This window comes from Waltera intestinalis (assembly GCF_009695995.1).
Taxonomy (GTDB): domain Bacteria; phylum Bacillota; class Clostridia; order Lachnospirales; family Lachnospiraceae; genus Acetatifactor; species Acetatifactor intestinalis.
The window spans coordinates 93,337-112,506 of sequence record NZ_VUMU01000001.1 but is presented as its reverse complement, the minus strand read 5'-3'; the positions used below and the strand labels follow the sequence as shown (position 1 = coordinate 112,506).

Here is a 19,170-nt window from a genome sequence, read left to right as displayed (position 1 = left end):
CTTTTCATCCAGAGCTGCTGACGGGAATCGGACCCGTGACCTCCGCACTACCAATGCGACGCTCTACCGACTGAGCCACAGCAGCATCACGTGACTGCTAACGCAATCACCGTGATTCATTGTAACAAAGCAATCTATATTTGTCAACACAAATTTTTTCTTTTTTTGCTACAATTTATATTTTTCCCTTCTGTCTCAGGTAATCCGCCGCATCATCCGGTACGTCATCCAGGTTCTCACTGCCGATATCCACCTGCAGAGGCTTTCTCTTGAAGAGGATGTCATACATGACAGGGATGATGAACAGTGTCATCAGGGTCGCGTAAGCAAGTCCTCCCGCCACTACGATCGCCATGCCCTTGGACATCTGGCTGGAGAGGTCATCTCCGAACAGGAGGCTTACCATTGCCAGGATCGTGGTAAGTGCTGTCATCAGGATCGGGCGCATTCTGGTCTTACCGGTAGCGATCAGTGCCTCTCTGCGTTCCAGTCCTCCCATACGGAGCTGGTTCGCATAATCCACGAACACAATACCGTTGTTGACAACCGTACCCAGCAGCACCACGAAGCCCATCATACCCATAACAGACAGCGGCTCATTCATAAGCAGTAATCCTATCAGACCACCCGTGAACGCAAGAGGTACTGTGAACAATACAATAAACGGACTGAGCAGGCTCTGGAACTGTGCCACCATGACCAGATAGATCAGGGCAAGACCCAGGAGCAATACCTTACTCATCTGGAACACCATCTGATTGACCGTATCGGATTCTCCGGCAGTGTCAATGGTATAACCGTCCGGCAATTCATACGCATCGATCAATGGCTGCAATTCTCTGGACAGAAGGGTGGCATTGCTTCCCTCCGCCACAGTGGCTGTCACCGTCATGTAGCGGCTCTGATTCTCACGGTTGATGCTCTGCACACCATCCTCCAGCTCCAGTGTTGCGAACTCAGACAGCGGATGATCCTCTGTGACAGTATTGCCATTATCATCCGTAGTCTGGATCTCAAAATTATAGTCCAGGAGATTCTCACGGGTCAGCGGTTCTCTTCCATCCTTTACGACGATCTTCATATCCTCGCCGTCTATGGTCACAGTAGCGGCATCGGTACTCTCCGTCAGCTTTCCGTTCAGCTCTGAAAAAATCTGGGCAACCGTCAGCCCTTTGCGCATGGCGGCATCTTTATCCAGCACCAGACGGATGACCTGATCCGGCTCTTCCTGCCCGTTGGAAATGTTTTCATAGCCCGGGATCGTAGCAGCCAGATCGCAAATGTCCTGCGTGATCTTCGTCAGGGTATCCAGATCATCGCCATATACCTTAACAGATAATCCTGAACCCATCATCGTGCTCATCTCAGACATTCCCGTTGATATTGTCAGTTCACAGTCAATATCCGCTGTGCGTTCTTCAATCTCCCTGCAGATTCTGTTTACTTCTTCTTTTCCGGCATTCTCATTTTCTGTCAGCACCAAAAATGTAAACTGATCGTAGGTGCTGTCTGACATACCGGAAGAAGAAGCCACCAGGGTGGTATCTCCACCTGCCATGGCGCCTACATCTCCGATGCCATCTATGGTCGTCATGGCATCCAGCACCTGGTCAGCCCTCTTGTAGCATTCTTCCTTATCCGTATCCTCCGGCATCTGCACAGATATCTCAATCTGGTTAGATGTCATATCCGGGATCATGACGATACCCATCCGCATGACCGCCCAGATACTGTATACCAGCAGGCCGATGGCAATGGCAAGGGGCACGACCTTCACTTTCAGGCAGAATGCCAGCATTTTTCCATAGATATCCTGCACCTTGTCAAAGAACGGATGCTTCTTCTCTTTGGAATTACGAAGCAGGGTCGAACCTGCTGCCGGCACTACGGTCATAGCGATCAGCAGCGATGCCGCCAGGGTAAATATGATCGTCAGGCTGATGGGCATCATCAGTTCACGGACAGTTCCTGCGGTAAATACCATCGGCAGGAATACGCAGACTGTTGTCAGGGTGGAAGCAATAATCGCACCTGCCACCTGTTTTGTACCCTGTACCGCTGCTCTCGCCGCACCGACTCCCTTAGACCGCAGACGATAGATATTCTCTATCACGACGATGGAGTTATCCACCAGCATGCCGATTCCGAGTGCCAGACCCGATAACGACATCATGTTCAGTGAAATACCTGTAAAATACATTAATATCAATGCCGTCAGAACAGACAGGGGAATGCTGACAGCTACAACGATGGTGGGTTTTACATCCTTTAAGAACAACGCCAGGACCAGGATCGCCAGTGCCGCACCTACGATCATGCTCTGCAATACGCCATTTATGATCATAGTTATGTAATCGCCCTGATCCATCAGTGTCAGTACCGACAGTCCGGGATACTGCTCTTCCAGCTCTGAAATTGCAGCAGTGATATTTTTACTCACCTCATTTGTTCCCGCTGTGGAACTCTTGAACACAGACAGTACCACTGCACTCTGACCATTCAGTCTGGCATAGCTGTCATCGGCGTTATCGATCACCGTAATGTCAGCCACATCGCACAGCCGTACATCCCCGATATCTTCAATATTGGTAAGTACGATATTGGACAGTTCGTCCACACTTTCATAATTGCTTCCGACCTTAAGCAGCCAGGAATTGTCCTCCGCATCATCCAGATATCCTGCCGGCATGGCAAAATTCTGTGCGTAGATCAGCTGTGACAGTGTCTGCATATTCACCAGCTGGTCTGCATTGGCATTACGAAGTGCCTCTGCCTTCTGTGCCTCAAAATTCTCCAGAGAGGTATTATACTGATCCCAGCCGTCTGCCAGCTGCTTTTTCGCATCCGCAATGGAATCCCAGCCCTCTGTGATCTGGTCCTGGGCAGAATCCAGGCTCTCCTTGTTGCTGTCAAGGGTTGTCTGGGCGGAATTCAGTGCACTCTGTCCGGAAGAGATCTGTGCAGAAGCCGCACCGAAGCCTGCCGCCGCTTCGATTTTTGCCTTTTCAATATCCGTATAGGAAACACCGCTCTTCTTCAGCTCCGCTTCTGCTGTGGATACTGCTGCCTGCACGCCGGCTTTCTCGACCTGAAGGCTGTTCAGGGAAGATACGTAGTCGTCATACCCGGATAACAGCTCCTTCTGGGTCTGATATCCGGCTGCTGTTTTCTGCAAAAGTTCTTTTCGTCCTTCGGGCGTCAGGGCATCCCATGTCGTTTTATCTATTCCAAGCACACTAAGGCTCATAGTAGGATTGGATGCAGCAAGAACTGTATTTACATATGTGCTGTCCTGTTCCGTCAGATTCACTAATGAAGATGTCAGAACTGTACTCATCTGATCTAATCCGGCTACCACATTCGGAATATCATTTGTAGTCTTGCCCTGTTCTTCCAGGGATTTTTCTATCTGTGTGATCGTCGCTTTCAGCGATGCCTCCTGCGCCTGTAACGTCAGCAGGTCTGTCTGCAATGCGTTCAGCTGATCCAGTGCCTGGCTGGCGGTCGCCAGCTTATTCTCGGTATCCTTCTTCTGATCCTCCAGGGAATCCTTGGCATCTTCCAGTTTTTCCTTCTGCTCGTCCAGTTCCTTCTGCGCATCGTCTAACTTCGTCCTGCCGTCATCGATATCCTTCTGTCCGTCGACCAGCTCCTGCGTGCTGTCTGCCAGCTTCTGCTCTGATTCCAGCAGCTGCTTCTTCGCATCATTCAGCTGATCCACCGCATCCGCAAAAGCATCATTGGTCTTTGCCAGGATTTTCTCGTTCAACATATCAATCTTATCCTGATTCAGATCCACAGAGATGGAATTCTCCACAATTCCGATGTCAGAGATACTGGTCACACCCTCCTGCCGTTCCAGATAGGGGATCAGCGCGTCCTCGACAAACCGCGAGGTCTCCTGAATATCCTTCCCTTCATAGGATGCCGCCAGATATACGGAAGCCATCATATCCATGCTGATCTCCATGATATTCGGAGAACCGCATTCCTCCGGCAATGCTGATTTCACACTGTCCAGAGCACTCGATACCTTTACCATGGCGGAATCCATATCCGTTCCGTCTGCGAATTCCAGTTCTACAATCCCGTAGTTTTCATAGGACATACTGTATACATTCTTTACACCGGAAATGGAGCCCAATGCGCTTTCCACAGGTTCGCTCACACTGGACTCCACTTTCTCCGGACTCGCTCCCGGATAAGTCGTGATCACCAGTAAATACGGCAGACTCATCTTAGGCAGAAGATCCGTTGTCATTCCCGATAAACTTACAAATCCCAGAATAATGATGGCAACTACCATCACCAGAATTGTAAACGGTTTTTTTACACTGAATTTTTCCATATATTCCCGCGCCTTTCCCACGTAAACATCTGTATAGTAGTATGTTACCACTACCGGATCGCGAAAATCCATTAAATAAATCTAAATTTTCGATTCTTTGCTTAAAAAGCCGCGGATTTTCTGCTTTGCACGGGTCAGCGCATTTTCTGTTGCTTTTTCACTCCTCCTGAGCACCTTCGCAATCTGTGTGTAGCTCATTCCCGTAATATAGAGATCCAGCACCTGACGCTCGAGCTCGCTCAGCTCCGTGGCGATCCTTTTCTCCAGATAGGCCACTCTTTCCTTATCCAGAAAAAGTTCCTCGGGATTCCTGCCGGTCTTATCCGCCAGAAGCTCCGCCAGTGTCTGTGTCTCCGGATCTCTGTCCTCTTCCATTCTTCCATGGCTGTCCAGGGAGACATAAGTATTCAACGGTGTGTGCTTCAGCCGTTTCGATGCCTGCACCGCCGTATACATCTGTCTGCTGATACACAGATCCGCAAAAGTGTAAAAGCTGGCGTCTCTGCCACAGTCGTAATCCCTCACTGCCTTGAACAGGCCGATCATCCCCTCCTGGATCAGATCCTCACTGTCTCCGCCCAGGATATACATGGATTTCGCCTTGCTGCGCACCAGATTTTTATACTTGTCACAGATGTAGTCCATCACCGGCCTGTCGCCTTCCCGCAGCTGGTCGATGAGCTCCTCATCTGTCATATCTTCATATTTGAAATGCTCTGTCATTCTTTCCCCTTTGCTATCCTGTTCCCGGATGCAGCGTCCTGTTATGCCTGCAGTCTCTGACGTACGATCTCGTAAGCCAGTACGCCTGCTGCTACGGAAGCATTGAGGGAATCGATATCCCCCTTCATGGGAATCGACGCCACCATGTCGCATTTTTCCTTCACCAGACGGCCTACGCCCTCGCCCTCGTTGCCGATGACCAGACCGATGGGGCCCTTCAGATCCAGATCGTACATGGTAGTACCGCCCATATCCGCGCACACGAACCACAGACCTTCCTTTTTCAGGTCTTCGATGGTCTTCGCCAGATTCGTCACCTTTGCCACCGGCGTATAATTCAGTGCTCCGGCGGAGGTTCTTGCTACCGTAGCGGTCAGTCCCGCTGCACGGTTCTTCGGAATGATGACGCCATGGGCACCTGCCAGATTGGCAGTACGGATGATAGCTCCCAGATTATGGGGATCTTCAATATTATCCAACAGGAAAATAAAGGGCGGTTCACCCTTTTTCTTCGCTGCTTCCAGAATGTCATCCACCTCCGCATACTCATAAGCCGCCGCATAAGCGATGACGCCCTGATGTTTTCCGGTCTCGGATAACTGATCCAGGCGCTCCTTGGTCACATACTTTACTAACGTGTCATGTTTTTTTGCTTCTCTTTTAATGGTCATCATCGGACCGTCCTGACAGCCATCCAAAATGAACAGCTTGTCAATGGGTTTGCCCGAACGATACGCCTCGATCACGGCATTTCTGCCCTCTATGGTAAATTCCTGATATCCCATGCTTGTCCTTTCTTATTACGTATTACTTTCTCATTATGCATTACTTTTCTGTCACATGCGTTACATTACACTCAGATCTCCAGACCTGCCAGGCGGATACCGTCTTTGATCAGCTCAAGCATCCGGTCTGTCTGTCCTGTCAGGTACAGATACCCCATCAGTGCTTCAAATCCGGTAGCTCTGCGGTAGTCTGCCACAGAAGCATTTTTCGCCGTGGTGTAGGATTTGGCGTTGCGTCCTCTGCGGTACACCGCTTCCTCGTCCTCTGTCAGCTCCGGAAGCAGTGCCTCGATCATGGCGGACTGCGCCGGTGCTTTTACATAGCGTGTTGTCTTTTTATGCAGGTCATTGGCGGAACGGTTGGCACGTTCCACCACAATACTTCGGATCACCAGTTCATAGATCCCGTCTCCGATGTAGGCTAATGTCAGCGGAGAATATGCCCGGACATCCTGCCCTTCACAGTCGAAGGTCTGCTTGATCTTAGTAAGAAGGGTTATGCTCTCTTCCATTTTACACCCTCTCTGGTATCTTCCAGTACAATGCCCTTAGCTAACAGTTCATCTCGGATCTCGTCGGCTCTTGCGAAGTTCTTCGCCTTTCTGGCTGCCTGACGCTCCTCGATCAGTGCCTCTATGTCGCTGTCTAACATCTCTGCTTTTTTGTCCACGATCAGTCCGCAGATATCGGACAGGGTCACGATCTCCTGCTTTAATGCTTCCAGGAATGCCTTGCTGCTCTCAGCCTTGGCATTGGAATTCACGAATTTTACCAGTTCAAAAATAGCTGCCAGTGCATCTGCGGTGTTAAAATCATCATCCATAGCTTCGTCAAACTTGGTCTCAAAGCCCTGTGCCTCGGTGAGTAAGTTCTTCTCTTCCCCGGTCATTTCGGTATCTGCTGCCTTGTCCAGTAAGAACTTCAGATTGTCCACGCTGGTGACGATTCTCTCATAGCCGTTCTTCGCAGCTTCCATTAAGTCAGCGCTGAAATTCAGCGGACTTCTGTAATGCGCGGACAGCATGAAGAAACGCAGTACCTGCAGATCGTATTTTTCGGAGATTTCCCGGACAGTGAAGAAATTGCCCAGGGATTTGGACATCTTGCGGTTATCAATGTTCAGGAAAGCATTGTGCATCCAGTATTTTGCAAAAGGCTTGTCATTGGCTGCCTCGGACTGTGCGATCTCATTTTCATGATGAGGGAAGATCAGATCCTCTCCGCCGGCATGAATATCGATTTCTTCGCCGAGATAACGCTTACTCATGACGGAGCACTCGATGTGCCAGCCGGGACGTCCCTGGCACCAGCAGGAATCCCAGTAAGGCTCGCCTTCTTTTTTCGGCTTCCATAGTACGAAATCTAAGGGATCTTCCTTCTGGTCCTCACCGGAGACTAACAGAGAACGGTTACCGCCCTGTAAGTCGTCCAGATTCTTGTGGGACAGCTTGCCGTAGTCCTTGAAGCTTCTGGTACGGAAATATACGGTGCCATCTGCTGCGGGATAGGCATGTCCCTTATCGATCAGGGTCTGGATCATGTCCAGCATGCCGCCGATCTCCTCGGTAGCCTTGGGGTTCCTGGTAGCGGGCTTGATGTTCATGCCCTCCATGTCCTTTTTGCACTCTGCAATGTAACGCTCAGAGATCACGCCGGGCTCAACGCCCTCTTCGTTAGCTTTTTTGATGATCTTATCGTCCACATCCGTGAAGTTGGATACATAGTTCACTTCATATCCCTTGTATTCCATGTAACGACGCACGGTATCAAATACGATCATAGGACGGGCATTTCCGATATGGATCAGGTTGTATACGGTAGGTCCGCAGACATACATTTTTACCTTGCCGGGCTCTAAGGGCTTGAATTCTTCTTTTCTCTTGCTTAAGGTGTTGTAGATTTGAATGCTCATAATTTATCCTTTCTGATTCTAGTTCTGTTCTAATTCTGATCTTCTTTTTTCATCTGTGCTCCCGCTCCGGTGCTCATTACCACCAGCCTGCGCAGCTGCTTTAATTCATCTTCCATTTCCAGTACCCGGTTGGTCAGTTCGGAATTCTCACGCTGCAATACCGTGATGTCTTCCCGTACCGGGTCGGGGAGATCCGTCTGGTTCATGGTCTCCTGGGGAAGGCTTGCGTTGTTGCGCTTTACCACGCGTCCCGGTACACCTACCACCGTGGATCCGGGCGGCACTTCGCTTAAGACCACGCTTCCGGCACCGATCTTCGAATTATCTCCGATGGTGAAGGATCCCAGGACTTTCGCTCCCGCACTGATCATGACGTTGTTGCCGATGGTGGGGTGACGTTTGCCGTGCTCCTTACCGGTACCTCCCAGGGTCACACCCTGATACAGGGTCACATTGTCGCCGATAATGGTGGTCTCACCGATGATGACACCGTTACCGTGATCGATGAAAAATCCTTTGCCGATCTGTGCACCGGGATGGATCTCGATGCCGGTCTTGCGCACACCTCTCTGGGAAATATACCGCGCCCAGAAATAATGTCCGCTCAGATACAGCTTATGCGCCAGTCTGTAATGGATCATGACTTTGAAACTGGGATACAAAAGAACCTCCATGGAGGAATGGATCGCAGGATCACGTTCCTTGATAATACGGACTTCTTCTTTTAAATTTTTGATGATGCCCATGTTCTCACCTCGAAAAAAATACCGCGAACAAACTCTTCTCTTAGAGACGAATTTATCCGCGGTTCCACTCTACTTAAGGGACAATGCCCTTCACTCTGGCGTAAAACGCCATGCACATAACGGGTGCTTACCGGATCCGGATACTTATGTCTGTTCCCCGGATCAGCTCACAGGCGCACTTCCTTTTCCTCAGACGAAAGCCGCTCCCAGCTTCTAACAGCTTCTCTCTGGCGTCCCACCGAAAAGTACTTTTCCTGCTCCATGCCTTTACTGCATATATGATAATTCCTACTAAATAAGATATGCAAAAATACTGGTTTTGTCAACCCCGGAGTTTCCTACATCACTGCTTTTTCCAACGTTTCCCTCACATATTCATTCAGTGACATCTGGCATGCAGTCGCATGGATCACGAGCTGCTTATGAGTCTCAGGCGCGATCCGGATATTAAAGCTTCCCTTGTATGCTTTTTCCGGAGCTTTCCCCTGTCCTTCACACAGTTGCAGATAATCATCTACCGCCCCATGAAAATCCTCTACCAGACTCCTGGCATCGGTTCCCTCATAAGAGATCAGAGAACGGATCCCCATTACTTTTCCGAAAAAAATCCCATCCTCCTCGGAAAATTCTACGCTGCCGACATACCCTTTATATTCCATCGTATTTTTCAAATCAATCCCTCCTGTTCCAACAGATCACATAATTGTCTGACCTGGTATGCTTTCAATTCCTTTTGCGGATGCGGCTTATGCAGTAATATACTCCCGTGTTCCTCACTGGTAAACATCACTCTGGAACCGCTGGTTTTCCCCTTATTGAATTTCGTAAATTCCAGATAATCCAATAAAACTTCCGCATCATGAAACGTAAATGTCTTAGGTCTGTTTTTTAACTGTTCAATTAGTTTTTCCTTTTGTCCCATTTGTACCCCTTGTTAATTATATTATATTTTTTCTGCTTGTTTTTTGCAACTGTTTTTAGTTGCACAAATGAAGTTAAAAGCATATTTTCTACTTAATTTCAATGGATTGGAAAATTTCTCCGACATTGGATTCTAATAGAAAATAGATCTGATAATAGAAAAAGGTCCTATGCCATTTATCTTAGCATAGAACCTTTAATATCACAATAGTATTTTGTCAACCCCTACCCCTTATAATCCTCGATCATAGCTTCGATCTCAGCGATCTGCGCTGCGCTGAGCTTCTTGCTCTGGATAAATGCGGCGATCATCTTCGGCAGCGAACCACCATAAGCCTTCTCCACGAAAGCCTCCCCCTGGGCTCTGTGGTATTCCTCCTTATTCAATACGGAAGATACGATGGCATTCTCATTTTTGAAAATACCATTCTCACAAAGCTTTTTAATAAACGTATAGGTAGTGGATTTCTTCCAGCCGAACTTCTCCGCGCACTGTTTTACCAGTTCTCCGGAACCGATGGGTTCCTCCTCCCAGATCAGCTCAGCAAATTTGTATTCTGTCTCCGTCATCTGATACATTTCCATTCCTCCTTGTATCCTTCTTAATCCAGCACTTGCCAATTATGCAATCCTATTGACTTTTTTGCACTCATCACATTATAAAAGGTCGGTAGCATACAGACCTTTTATAATTAAAGTCTATATCCTATCGACCTATTTGTCAAGTTCTTATTTTCCGAAATTATCAGCTCTTCGGGCATCCGCTGCAGCTTCCACATCCCCCCTGCATCGCCTGTGCCGTAAGATCAAACGGCGTAGTCACCAGACAGATTGCCTGAGAGGAGATTCCCTCTCCGCTGCCGGTGAATCCCAGTCCTTCCTCCGTGGTAGCCTTCACATTGACCTGTCCCACATCGATCAGCAGGGCTTTCGCGATATTTTCCCGCATGGTATCGATATGCGGGCGCATCTTCGGTGCCTGTGCAATGATCGTCGCATCGATATTTTCGATAAACACATGATTCTCTTCCAGCAGCTCGCCCACTTTTTCCAGTAATTTTATGGAAGAAATACCCTTGTACGCGGGATCTGTATCCGGGAAATGTTTCCCGATATCCCCCAGCGCCGCTGCTCCCAACAGCGCATCCATGATCGCATGGAGCAGGACATCCGCATCCGAATGTCCCAAAAGTCCCTTTTCATAAGGTATTTTCACGCCGCCGATGATGAGGTCTCTTCCCTCCACCAGACGGTGTACATCATATCCCATTCCGATTCTCATACTTACAACCTTTCCGCAGACGTTATCCCCCGGCCTCTGTATCCAGATCCACACGACGGCGGGTTGCAATATCGTCTGCAATATGCCAAATCTCTGTCATTATTGTCTCGCCACAGCACAGTTCATCAGTTCCTCCGTGCTGTCGAATACATAGACGGTATAACTGCCGTCCTCATATACCTTTTCGCCCTGCTTTAATGCCGGAGCCTCTGCATATTCCGCACACTCTTCTGCCGTCAGGAGCAGGAATGTCTCCCCTGTATGATACCCTTCCTCATAATATTTCATAGGCGAAGACCACTTGAAATACTCCAGGTGCTCGGGATCTCCGATATTGCCGATCTCCACTTCACCATTCGTAAGCTCCGTGATGATATTGGCATTATTATAAGTAGCGAAGCCGAAATCATATCCGTTCCCCGCAAGGAATTCCGCCACTGGACGCTTCGTCTCGTTCTTGTCCACCGTTAGAAAAGACATCACTGTTTTCCCCGTTCCAAGAAGCAGGCAGACGGTAAGCAGTGCCGTCACCGCATATCTGTCAAAGGGCATTTTTTCCTCTTCCAGATAAAAGCACAATACCGGCAGGGCGAAAATGAAGATCGTGATATAATACCGCGGCACCATGGTACTGGTGGTAAAAATAAACACAAACAGATTCAGTACAAAACTGACTTTCAAAAACAGTGTGATCAGGCTGCGAAATCCCGTGATGCGCTGCATTTTCCCGCTTTTGACCGTAACGTATCCGTAGATGCCAAGCATCACGAAGGCTGCCATCGTCACAACGCCCCGCAGAGATAAAAAGCCCTTATCCGGAATATAGCCAAAAAGCATCAACAGGCATCCCACCGCATTCTGAATCCGGTCAAATAACACACCGTGATACAATGCGATGAAATTCGTGGCGCCATAGGTCTGGAATACGTATTTATGACTGATGAAGACAACATTTATGCCATAACCCGCTACCGCGAAAAATGCCCCCACCAGACTATATAGAAAATACCGCATCCTGTCCGTAGAAAGTAAAGAGCGGAAATGCTCCTTTGTCATCTCTCCTCGGAAACTCTGAAATTCCTCACCACCCAGCAGATAGAAAAAGGAAGTCAGTACCAGAGGACACTGCAATGCCAGCAGGTAACGCACGCCGGACATTCCACAGACGATAGCAAGCAACACATAGAATATCCACAGGCTGACCTTACGTTTTGCACGATATTCTCCGCTACACAACCGCAGATACATACCGAAGAACCACAGCACCAGGATCACATGGGACATGTAGGTATTGCCCATCTGCATATGCGTCATCATGGTCTCGGAAAAAGGCAACAGCAACAGACAGGAGCTTAACACCGTAAGTCCGCGGGATACTTTTAACGGCTTCATAAAATAATAATAGGAAGCCAGCATCAGCCCATAAAATACCAGGTTCGTGATCGTACGGATCACATGCCAGTTGCTGCAGATACGAAACAGCGGCCCCATGATCAGCTGTGTATACAACACGCGGAATTCCGTGGAATAATACCAGTTTGTCGTGGAAAAAATGTGGTGCTCTTCGGATAGGATCCGGGAAAAGATCATCTCCGCCGCCATATCGGAATCCAGCCAGTGATCCTGGCTGATGATATTTAGACCAAGCAGGAGCAGAAGCGTCGCTCCCAGCAAAATATATGGTATCTGTTTTTTCAGTGTTTTCATACCGCAGACCTTTCTGTTAGTGCCTATGCATTCTTCCCTAACTATACACGATTTGCCGCAAAAGCACAACTGCGGCTTTTGCGGCAAATCTACAAGTTTTCTCATTAAATTAAGATCGTTTTCTCTTGGGGAAGCTGTTGCCGATGCCCGGCTCTTCCCGTTTCTTTCTCTTTTTCGCTTCTCTCTCTGCTCTCTCTGCGGAGGGTTTATGATCTGCGTTTTTCCTGTCGCGGTCGTTCCATTTTCTTCCGTCTTCGCGGCTGTCACTTCTGCGGCGTCTTCTACCCTCACCGGAACCGGTGCTTCCATCCTCTCTGTGGTCTCTGTCAACGCGGCCGAATCTCCGTCTTCCGTCTCCTCTGCCGAAGCTGCGGCCTTCACCACCGCCTCTGACGGATCGGCCTCTGTCCCCGAAGCGATTGCCACGCTTTGTATATTCATCTGCGGCGATCTCCTCGCCCTTGTCACCGACCTGTAATTTCAGCATGGCAGCTGCCAGCTCCAGTGCATCACAGCCTTCCTCTTCCATCTTCCGCTGTAAAAAGCTCTTCATCAGCTCGATGTCTTCATGCTCATGCAATTCCCATGCCTTGTTCAGATATTTGTCTGCTTTCGCTTTCAGCACCTTCGCAGCACCGGGAAGCTTTTTCTCCGTGATGGTGGTGTGGCAGACTCTCTCGATCTCGCGGATCTTGTAGATCTCTCTACTGTTGGCAAAAGTGAAGGATCTGCCCTTTCTGCCAGCACGGCCGGTTCTGCCGATACGGTGCACATAGTACTCGATATCCTGCGGAATATCGTAATTAATGACAGCTTCCACATCATCCACATCAATACCTCTGGCTGCCACATCCGTAGCGATCAGAATACTGGTTCCACCGTTACGGAAACGCTTCATGACCGCATCACGCTGCGCCTGGGACAGGTCTCCATGCAGTCCTTCCGCCTGGAAGCCCTGCTCCTTTAATAAGTCTGACAGCTCGTCCACCTTTTTCTTCGTATTACAAAAGATCAGGGTCAGCTTCGGCTGATAATACTCTAACAGTCTTACGCAGGCGGCATCCTTGTCCTGATTTTTCACGCGGTAGAACTTCTGGGATACCAGAGGAATGGTCAGCTCCTGCGCTGCCACCTTTACTAATTTCGCATCGTTCTGGAAACGGTCTGTGATCTCCAGGATCGGCTTCGGCATGGTTGCGGAGAACAGTGCGGTCTGGTGCTCGCCGGGGATCTGTCCAAGGATCAGCTCCATATCCTCGCGGAAGCCCATGTTGAGCATCTCATCCGCCTCATCCAGTACCACCATGTTCACCAGATCCAGCTTAATGGTGCGTCTGCGCATATGGTCCATGACACGTCCCGGGGTTCCCACGATGATCTGCACGCCCCGCAGTCCCGCGATCTGACGGCTGATATCCTGTCCGCCGTAGACCGGCAGCACCTTGATGCCGTGCATGTATTTTGCGATCTTCCGCAGTTCTTCCGCCGCCTGGATCGCCAGTTCTCTGGTAGGACATAAGATAATGGTCTGTAACTTTTTCACATCCGGATTGATGTGCTGGATCGCCGGAATGCCGAATGCAGCCGTCTTGCCCGTACCGGTCTGAGCCTGCCCGATGATGTCCTCCCCCTGTAATAAATAGGGAATTGCCTGCTCCTGGATCGGAGACAATTTCTCGAACCCCATCTCCCGAATCGCGCGGACAATACGGTTATCCAGCAACGGCTCGATCGATGCGATACCGTCCTGCGCCTTTACTTCTTCAACCTCTTCGTTCACTTCTTCATTTTTCAAAAAATAACTCACAAAATACTCCTTTAAATTAACTTCAACAATCAGAACTATATTCGCGAAATCGCATCTTTATGAAAATCATCCTGGTTCTGAATTGTTGCACAAAAAAAGAAATCATTGCGATGCGCTTCTGATTTCTTCCATCAAATCTCAACAACATTTCGTAGTATAGCACGGAAGCATTGAAAAAACAAGCGATTTCTTCAACACAATAAAATGCAATAAAAAACGAGAACATTCTATTCTCGTTTTAAAATAGCGAGAGGGGGATTCGAACCCTCGACACTGCGGGTATGAACCGCATGCTCTAGCCAACTGAGCTATCTCGCCATATGACCAACCGAAGTTGGAATGGAACCTATAGGGCTCGAACCTATGACCCTCTGCTTGTAAGGCAGATGCTCTCCCAGCTGAGCTAAGATTCCATTGTAGCTGCTCTCGCAACCGACTTGTTCAGTATACAATGGGCGTGCTACTTTGTCAACAAGTTTTTTGATATTTTTGTAAAAATTTTGTATGCAATTAAGACAATAATAAAAGGACCGGTATTACAGTGCTTTTTTCACGCTGATTGCTTTCATCGGACACATTTCCTGACAACAAAAGCAGGAGATGCAGCCTTTCCTTTTAAATTTTGCCTTATGGTTCTCAATTTTGATCACATGTGCCGGACAGCTTTCTGCACATTTCCCGCATCCCACGCATTTCTCCGGGGTTAGCTGAGGATAGGATTTTAACAGGCGGGAAGCCACGAACATGAAGAGCTTGCGTAAAAATTTCGGCACGCCGTTGGTAAAATCTAATTTTTGGGTATCCGGTTTCTGAAAAGGAGATAATCCTTCCGGAACCGGATCTCCCACAAGTGTCAGCTCCTTGGGATGTGCCAGACCTCTTTCCAGTGCCTGACGCAGCATAACGATCTCTGTGGGCTCTAATCCCATAAGTTTTGCGGCGAAACAGTCCTGGGTATAGAAATCTTTTGCTGCCAGCAGCATATGCAGGGGATGGGAAGTGCCGCCGGTGGGACCGTTACCCTCCATGGCATCAATGGCGTCAATGACTGTAAGCTGTGGAGCCACAGTCTGAGCCAGCTCTAAGAGCATGTTGGAGAAATCTTCGATCTCCGGCCAACGGTAGTGCATCTGGGGCTTTTCCAGACCGGGGATGGTGCCGAAGAGATTCTTGATGCCGCCGGAATAACCGGTCATGGCATGGGTCTTCAGCTTACAGATATTAATGATATAGTCAGCTTCCACGATGGGAGTGATCAGGTGGAAGCTGTGATTTTTAAATCCTGCCGGACAATTCACGGTCTGTGCGGAAAAGTCCATGTTCAGTTCTGCACCTTCGCCCAGAGTATCCATGCCGCATACGTGATACACATGCTTCATAGCTTCGGCATTGTAGAGACCACCGGAGCTTTCCGCAATGGTGATGTGCTGCATGCCCTGCTCCCGGAGCCACCGGATCACTGCTTTTACCACCAGCGGATGCGTGGTGGCGGGAAAATCCGGGGATTTCGCCATGACGAGGTTAGGCTTGATGACGATCTTCATCTCCGTGCGTAAATCTGCGGCGATGTGCAACGCCTCCATGCTTTTGCAGATGGCGGGATAGATCAGTTCTTCGTTATATTCTGGTACGATGTGTAATGTCTGTATCATAAAATCCTCTTGTTTTACTAAAATCTATCAATTGATTTTGTGCTTCTCTCCCTTGACCAACCATTAGCGCACCTCCTCAAATCCTCTATAAGTCAGACACTTCAATGCCTCATCGGTACAAAATACTATTGATTTTATTGTAAGCTTGATTTTAGAACATATGTTTGATATAATGTATTTGGTGCTACCCTACTCGGTAGGCGGTTAGCCTTCTCCGCAGGAGTTATAGCCTGTGTTTACATAGAAATCCACTTTGGGAAATCTTTTGAGGAGGTTTGTGCTTATGCTTACAACGCAACTTTTTATAGCCATTATCAGCTTGTGTATTACTTGCTTTGCTCTTGGTTATTCCGTTGGATCTAAGAGCAACAATAAGACACAAAAATAACCGCCCTGTCCTGACAAAACTTGGCGGTTATTTTTATAGCTAACAATATATCAGGCTAACCGTCTATCGGTAGCACCTTCTTTATCTTTATCATTATAATAGCATTTAACCGCATCTATGTCAAACCTATATTCTATTTTTCAATCATGCCTACAACTCTTTCTTTATCGGCTTACTCAGTACGGAATATCATGACTTATAGATGCGCCATTTTCTTCCAAATTTCTTTTTTACTACATCTTCTCCGGAGCTTCAAATCCCAGCATATCAATACAGGTCTCCAGAATATCTCTGGTCAGTACTAAAAGTGCCACCAGCCCCTGCTTACGCTCCTCATTCTCTTCTCCAAGGATCTTGGTCTCATGGTAGAAGTGGTTAAAAGCATTCGCAAGATCGTAGATGTAGGCACATACCTTATGGGGTGCCAGTTCCTCTCCCGCCGTAGCGATCATGGTATTGAACTGTGCCAGCTCCATGGCAAGCTCTTTTTCAGAAGCATTGCCGGGCTGCTGCAGCTTCACAGCTGTCAAATCCCCGCCCTGCTCCTTGTATTTATTCAGAATAGACTTGATACGTACAATGGTATACAGGATATAGGGACCGGTATCTCCCTCGAAGGAGGTAAAGCGGTCGATATCAAATATATAGTCCTTGGATGCCTGATTGGACAGATCACCGTATTTTAAAGCGGAGATAGCTACCACATCCGCTACCTTTTTCGCCTCGGCATCCTCCATGTCGCGGCCTTCCTTGATCTTTTTGTACATCTCATCCTGTGTATCCTTGATCAGATTCTCCAGACGCATGACACCACCCTGTCTGGTCTTGAAGGGTTTACCGTCCTTTCCGTTCATGGTACCGAAGCCTAAGAACTTAAGCTCCGTCCCTTGCTCTACCAGCTTCGTCTTGCGGGCACAGCGGAATACCTGCTCAAAATACAGCTCCTGACGCTTGTCTACCACATAGATCAGTTCGTCGGGATGATACAGCTTCATACGCTCCATAATGGTAGCCAGGTCTGTGGTATTGTACAGGGAGGCTCCGTCAGATTTTAAGATCATGCAGGGAGGGATCTCCTTGGTGTCGGTGTCTTCCTTGACATCCACTACCAGCGCACCCTCGCTTAAGTGTGCATAGCCGTTGTCCTTCATATAAGCGACCATCTCGGGGATAATGTCATGGACATCGCTCTCGCCCTTCCACAGATCGAATTCTACATTTAATTTGGAATAATTCTTCTTCAGGTCGTTCACAGACACATTGATAATGTGCTTCCACAGGGCACGATATCCTCTGACACCGCTCTGCAATTTGAAAGTCGCTTCCATCGCCTTTGCCTTGTACTCGGGATCTTCCTTGGACCTGGCGCTGGCTGCGGGATAGATCTCCTCCAGTTCACTGATGGTAAACGGTGCCTCTTCGGGGTATTCCCCGGTGTAGTTCTCATCAAAATATACCAGCTCCGGCTGTCTCTCCTGTAAACCGGTAATCACCAGACCCATCTGTAATCCCCAGTCACCGAGATGCACATCACCGATGACCTCATGACCCACATAACGGCTGATGCGCTTTACGCTCTCACCGATCACTGCGGAACGTAAATGTCCCACATGCAGAGGCTTCGCCACGTTGGGGCCGCCGTAGTCGATGATGATCTTCTTGGGATGTTCCGGCTTCTCGAGACCGAATTTTTCATTTGCTTCCATGCCCTGTAAATAGGTGAGCAAAAATGCCTCGCTGACCTTCAGGTTCAAAAATCCGGGTGCTACTGCCACCACTTCGGAAAACACTTTGCTGTCTGCAAGCTTTGTTGCCACATCGTTTGCGATCATGATGGGGGCTTTTTTATACAGCTTTGCTCCCGCCATGGCGCCGTTACACTGATATTCGCACAGATCTGGACGGTTGGAAAGCATTACTTTTCCAAGATTTCCGTCATAGCCGGCTGCGGTAAATGCCTGCTGCATTTCCTCTGTCAGCATTTCTAAAAATTTCTTCATGTCAGTTCATCCTCATACCTTTCAGTAATCTGCCGGTATTCCGTTACTTCCTGTAATGTACCGGAATATCTTATGCAGTCACAATTTCTATCTCTCACGCTACTATGCTGTTTTCAATATTTCTACTATATCCTAAAATCCCCTATCCCGCAAGACGCAATTACGCATTTGTGATCTGTGCTTCCCGCTCCGCTTTGGAAAAGGCACAGCCGCAATAATTCTGCCGGTACAGCTCATACTCTGCGGACAGTTCGATGGATCTCTTATATCCGTTCTTTTTCTTGAAATCCGAGGGCAGCCAGGGGATACCATATTCCCCGGAAAGTATCTGCCCGATCTCATTGATCTTCGCCGCATTTTTCAGAGGGCTGATGGTCAGGGTCGTGGCAAAATAGTCATAGCCACCACCTGCTGCCAGCTCCGCGGTCCTGCGCAGCCGCAGGTCGAAGCAGCGGAAACACCTCTCTCCCCCCTCGGGACAGTTCTCATAGCCCTTCGCCATCTCATAAAAACGCTCCGGTTCATAATCTCCCTCCACGATGTCGATGGGCCAGCCCTTTTCTTCTTTATTATAAGCTGCGATCAGGCGCTTCTGCTCCGCCACGCGCTTTCGGTATTCTTCCGAAAAGGAAATGTTGGGATTGTAATAAAATACCGTGATCAAAAAATAACGACACAGATATTCCAGACAATAGCTGCTGCAGGGTGCACAGCAACTATGCAGAAACAGGTGCGGCGGCCGGTAATCCGACGCTGCCTCGCCCTTCTCCTGTAAGGTGTTTAAAATTTTCTCTAATTCTTTCTGATAATTTACCTGATTCATACGGTTCTCTTTTCAATTATACTCTTATACTCCAGCCTGCGCTCATTATAGCATATTTTTTTAGAGATGCCGCAAT

15 protein-coding genes, 3 tRNA genes and 1 other annotated feature are annotated in these 19,170 nt (G+C 48.5%); all 18 genes read right to left on the bottom strand.

All coding sequences use genetic code 11. The annotated features are described in order from the left end of the window. Nucleotides 1-12: 12 nt before the first annotated feature. Nucleotides 13-85: transfer RNA gene (locus FYJ59_RS00510), tRNA-Thr, on the bottom strand. Between the two features lie 90 nt (nt 86-175). Continuing rightward, a complete protein-coding gene (locus FYJ59_RS00505) occupies nt 176-4,348 on the bottom strand; it encodes an efflux RND transporter permease subunit (RefSeq protein WP_154494831.1) in 4,173 nt (1,390 codons plus the stop codon). A gap of 81 nt (nt 4,349-4,429) precedes the next feature. Then, a complete protein-coding gene (gene sigH, locus FYJ59_RS00500; RefSeq protein ID WP_154494830.1) occupies nt 4,430-5,071 on the bottom strand; it encodes an RNA polymerase sporulation sigma factor SigH in 642 nt (213 codons plus the stop codon). A 41-nt stretch (nt 5,072-5,112) separates the two neighbouring features. Further along, nucleotides 5,113-5,856, bottom strand: coding sequence for a 23S rRNA (guanosine(2251)-2'-O)-methyltransferase RlmB (gene rlmB, locus FYJ59_RS00495; RefSeq protein WP_148446177.1), 744 nt, complete (start codon nt 5,854-5,856; stop codon nt 5,113-5,115). Nucleotides 5,857-5,927: 71 nt separating this feature from the next. After that, nucleotides 5,928-6,368, bottom strand: coding sequence for a Mini-ribonuclease 3 (locus tag FYJ59_RS00490; protein ID WP_118545592.1), 441 nt, complete (start codon nt 6,366-6,368; stop codon nt 5,928-5,930). Beyond that, complete coding sequence (gene cysS, locus FYJ59_RS00485) at nt 6,353-7,762, bottom strand: cysteine--tRNA ligase (RefSeq protein ID WP_328597188.1); 1,410 nt, start codon at nt 7,760-7,762, stop codon at nt 6,353-6,355. The genes FYJ59_RS00490 and cysS overlap by 16 nt, the downstream gene beginning before the upstream one ends. A gap of 35 nt (nt 7,763-7,797) precedes the next feature. Further along, nucleotides 7,798-8,514, bottom strand: coding sequence for a serine O-acetyltransferase (gene cysE, locus FYJ59_RS00480; RefSeq protein ID WP_154494828.1), 717 nt, complete (start codon nt 8,512-8,514; stop codon nt 7,798-7,800). A 39-nt stretch (nt 8,515-8,553) separates the two neighbouring features. Beyond that, nucleotides 8,554-8,785, bottom strand: a binding site (T-box leader). A gap of 67 nt (nt 8,786-8,852) precedes the next feature. Then, a complete protein-coding gene (locus FYJ59_RS00475) occupies nt 8,853-9,185 on the bottom strand; it encodes a type II toxin-antitoxin system HicB family antitoxin (RefSeq protein WP_117466726.1) in 333 nt (110 codons plus the stop codon). Beyond that, nucleotides 9,182-9,436, bottom strand: coding sequence for a type II toxin-antitoxin system HicA family toxin (locus tag FYJ59_RS00470; protein ID WP_154494827.1), 255 nt, complete (start codon nt 9,434-9,436; stop codon nt 9,182-9,184). Before FYJ59_RS00470 ends, FYJ59_RS00475 begins: the two co-directional genes overlap by 4 nt. 224 nt (nt 9,437-9,660) lie before the next feature. Continuing rightward, nucleotides 9,661-10,014 (bottom strand): BlaI/MecI/CopY family transcriptional regulator, encoded by a 354-nt coding sequence (locus tag FYJ59_RS00465; RefSeq protein WP_022153965.1) that lies wholly within the window; start codon nt 10,012-10,014, stop codon nt 9,661-9,663. A 166-nt stretch (nt 10,015-10,180) separates the two neighbouring features. Then, nucleotides 10,181-10,717 (bottom strand): 2-C-methyl-D-erythritol 2,4-cyclodiphosphate synthase, encoded by a 537-nt coding sequence (gene ispF / locus FYJ59_RS00460; protein ID WP_022153966.1) that lies wholly within the window; start codon nt 10,715-10,717, stop codon nt 10,181-10,183. Between the two features lie 99 nt (nt 10,718-10,816). Beyond that, the gene (locus FYJ59_RS00455; RefSeq protein WP_154494826.1) at nt 10,817-12,424 is read right to left on the bottom strand and encodes a hypothetical protein; all 1,608 of its coding nucleotides are present in this window, start codon (nt 12,422-12,424) and stop codon (nt 10,817-10,819) included. A 109-nt stretch (nt 12,425-12,533) separates the two neighbouring features. Next, entirely contained in the window at nt 12,534-14,231 is a 1,698-nt protein-coding gene (locus FYJ59_RS00450; protein ID WP_331464251.1) for a DEAD/DEAH box helicase, read from the bottom strand. A 244-nt stretch (nt 14,232-14,475) separates the two neighbouring features. Next, nucleotides 14,476-14,549, bottom strand: a tRNA-Met gene (locus FYJ59_RS00445). A 22-nt stretch (nt 14,550-14,571) separates the two neighbouring features. Beyond that, a tRNA-Val gene (locus FYJ59_RS00440) sits at nt 14,572-14,644 on the bottom strand. A gap of 123 nt (nt 14,645-14,767) precedes the next feature. Then, nucleotides 14,768-15,883 carry a DUF362 domain-containing protein gene (locus tag FYJ59_RS00435; protein ID WP_154494825.1) on the bottom strand — a complete coding sequence of 372 codons (1,116 nt, stop codon included), beginning with the start codon at nt 15,881-15,883 and terminating at the stop codon, nt 14,768-14,770. A gap of 621 nt (nt 15,884-16,504) precedes the next feature. Next, complete coding sequence (argS, locus tag FYJ59_RS00430) at nt 16,505-18,271, bottom strand: arginine--tRNA ligase (protein WP_154494824.1); 1,767 nt, start codon at nt 18,269-18,271, stop codon at nt 16,505-16,507. Nucleotides 18,272-18,431: 160 nt separating this feature from the next. Continuing rightward, entirely contained in the window at nt 18,432-19,094 is a 663-nt protein-coding gene (locus FYJ59_RS00425) for an epoxyqueuosine reductase QueH (RefSeq protein WP_154494823.1), read from the bottom strand. Nucleotides 19,095-19,170 lie beyond the last annotated feature (76 nt).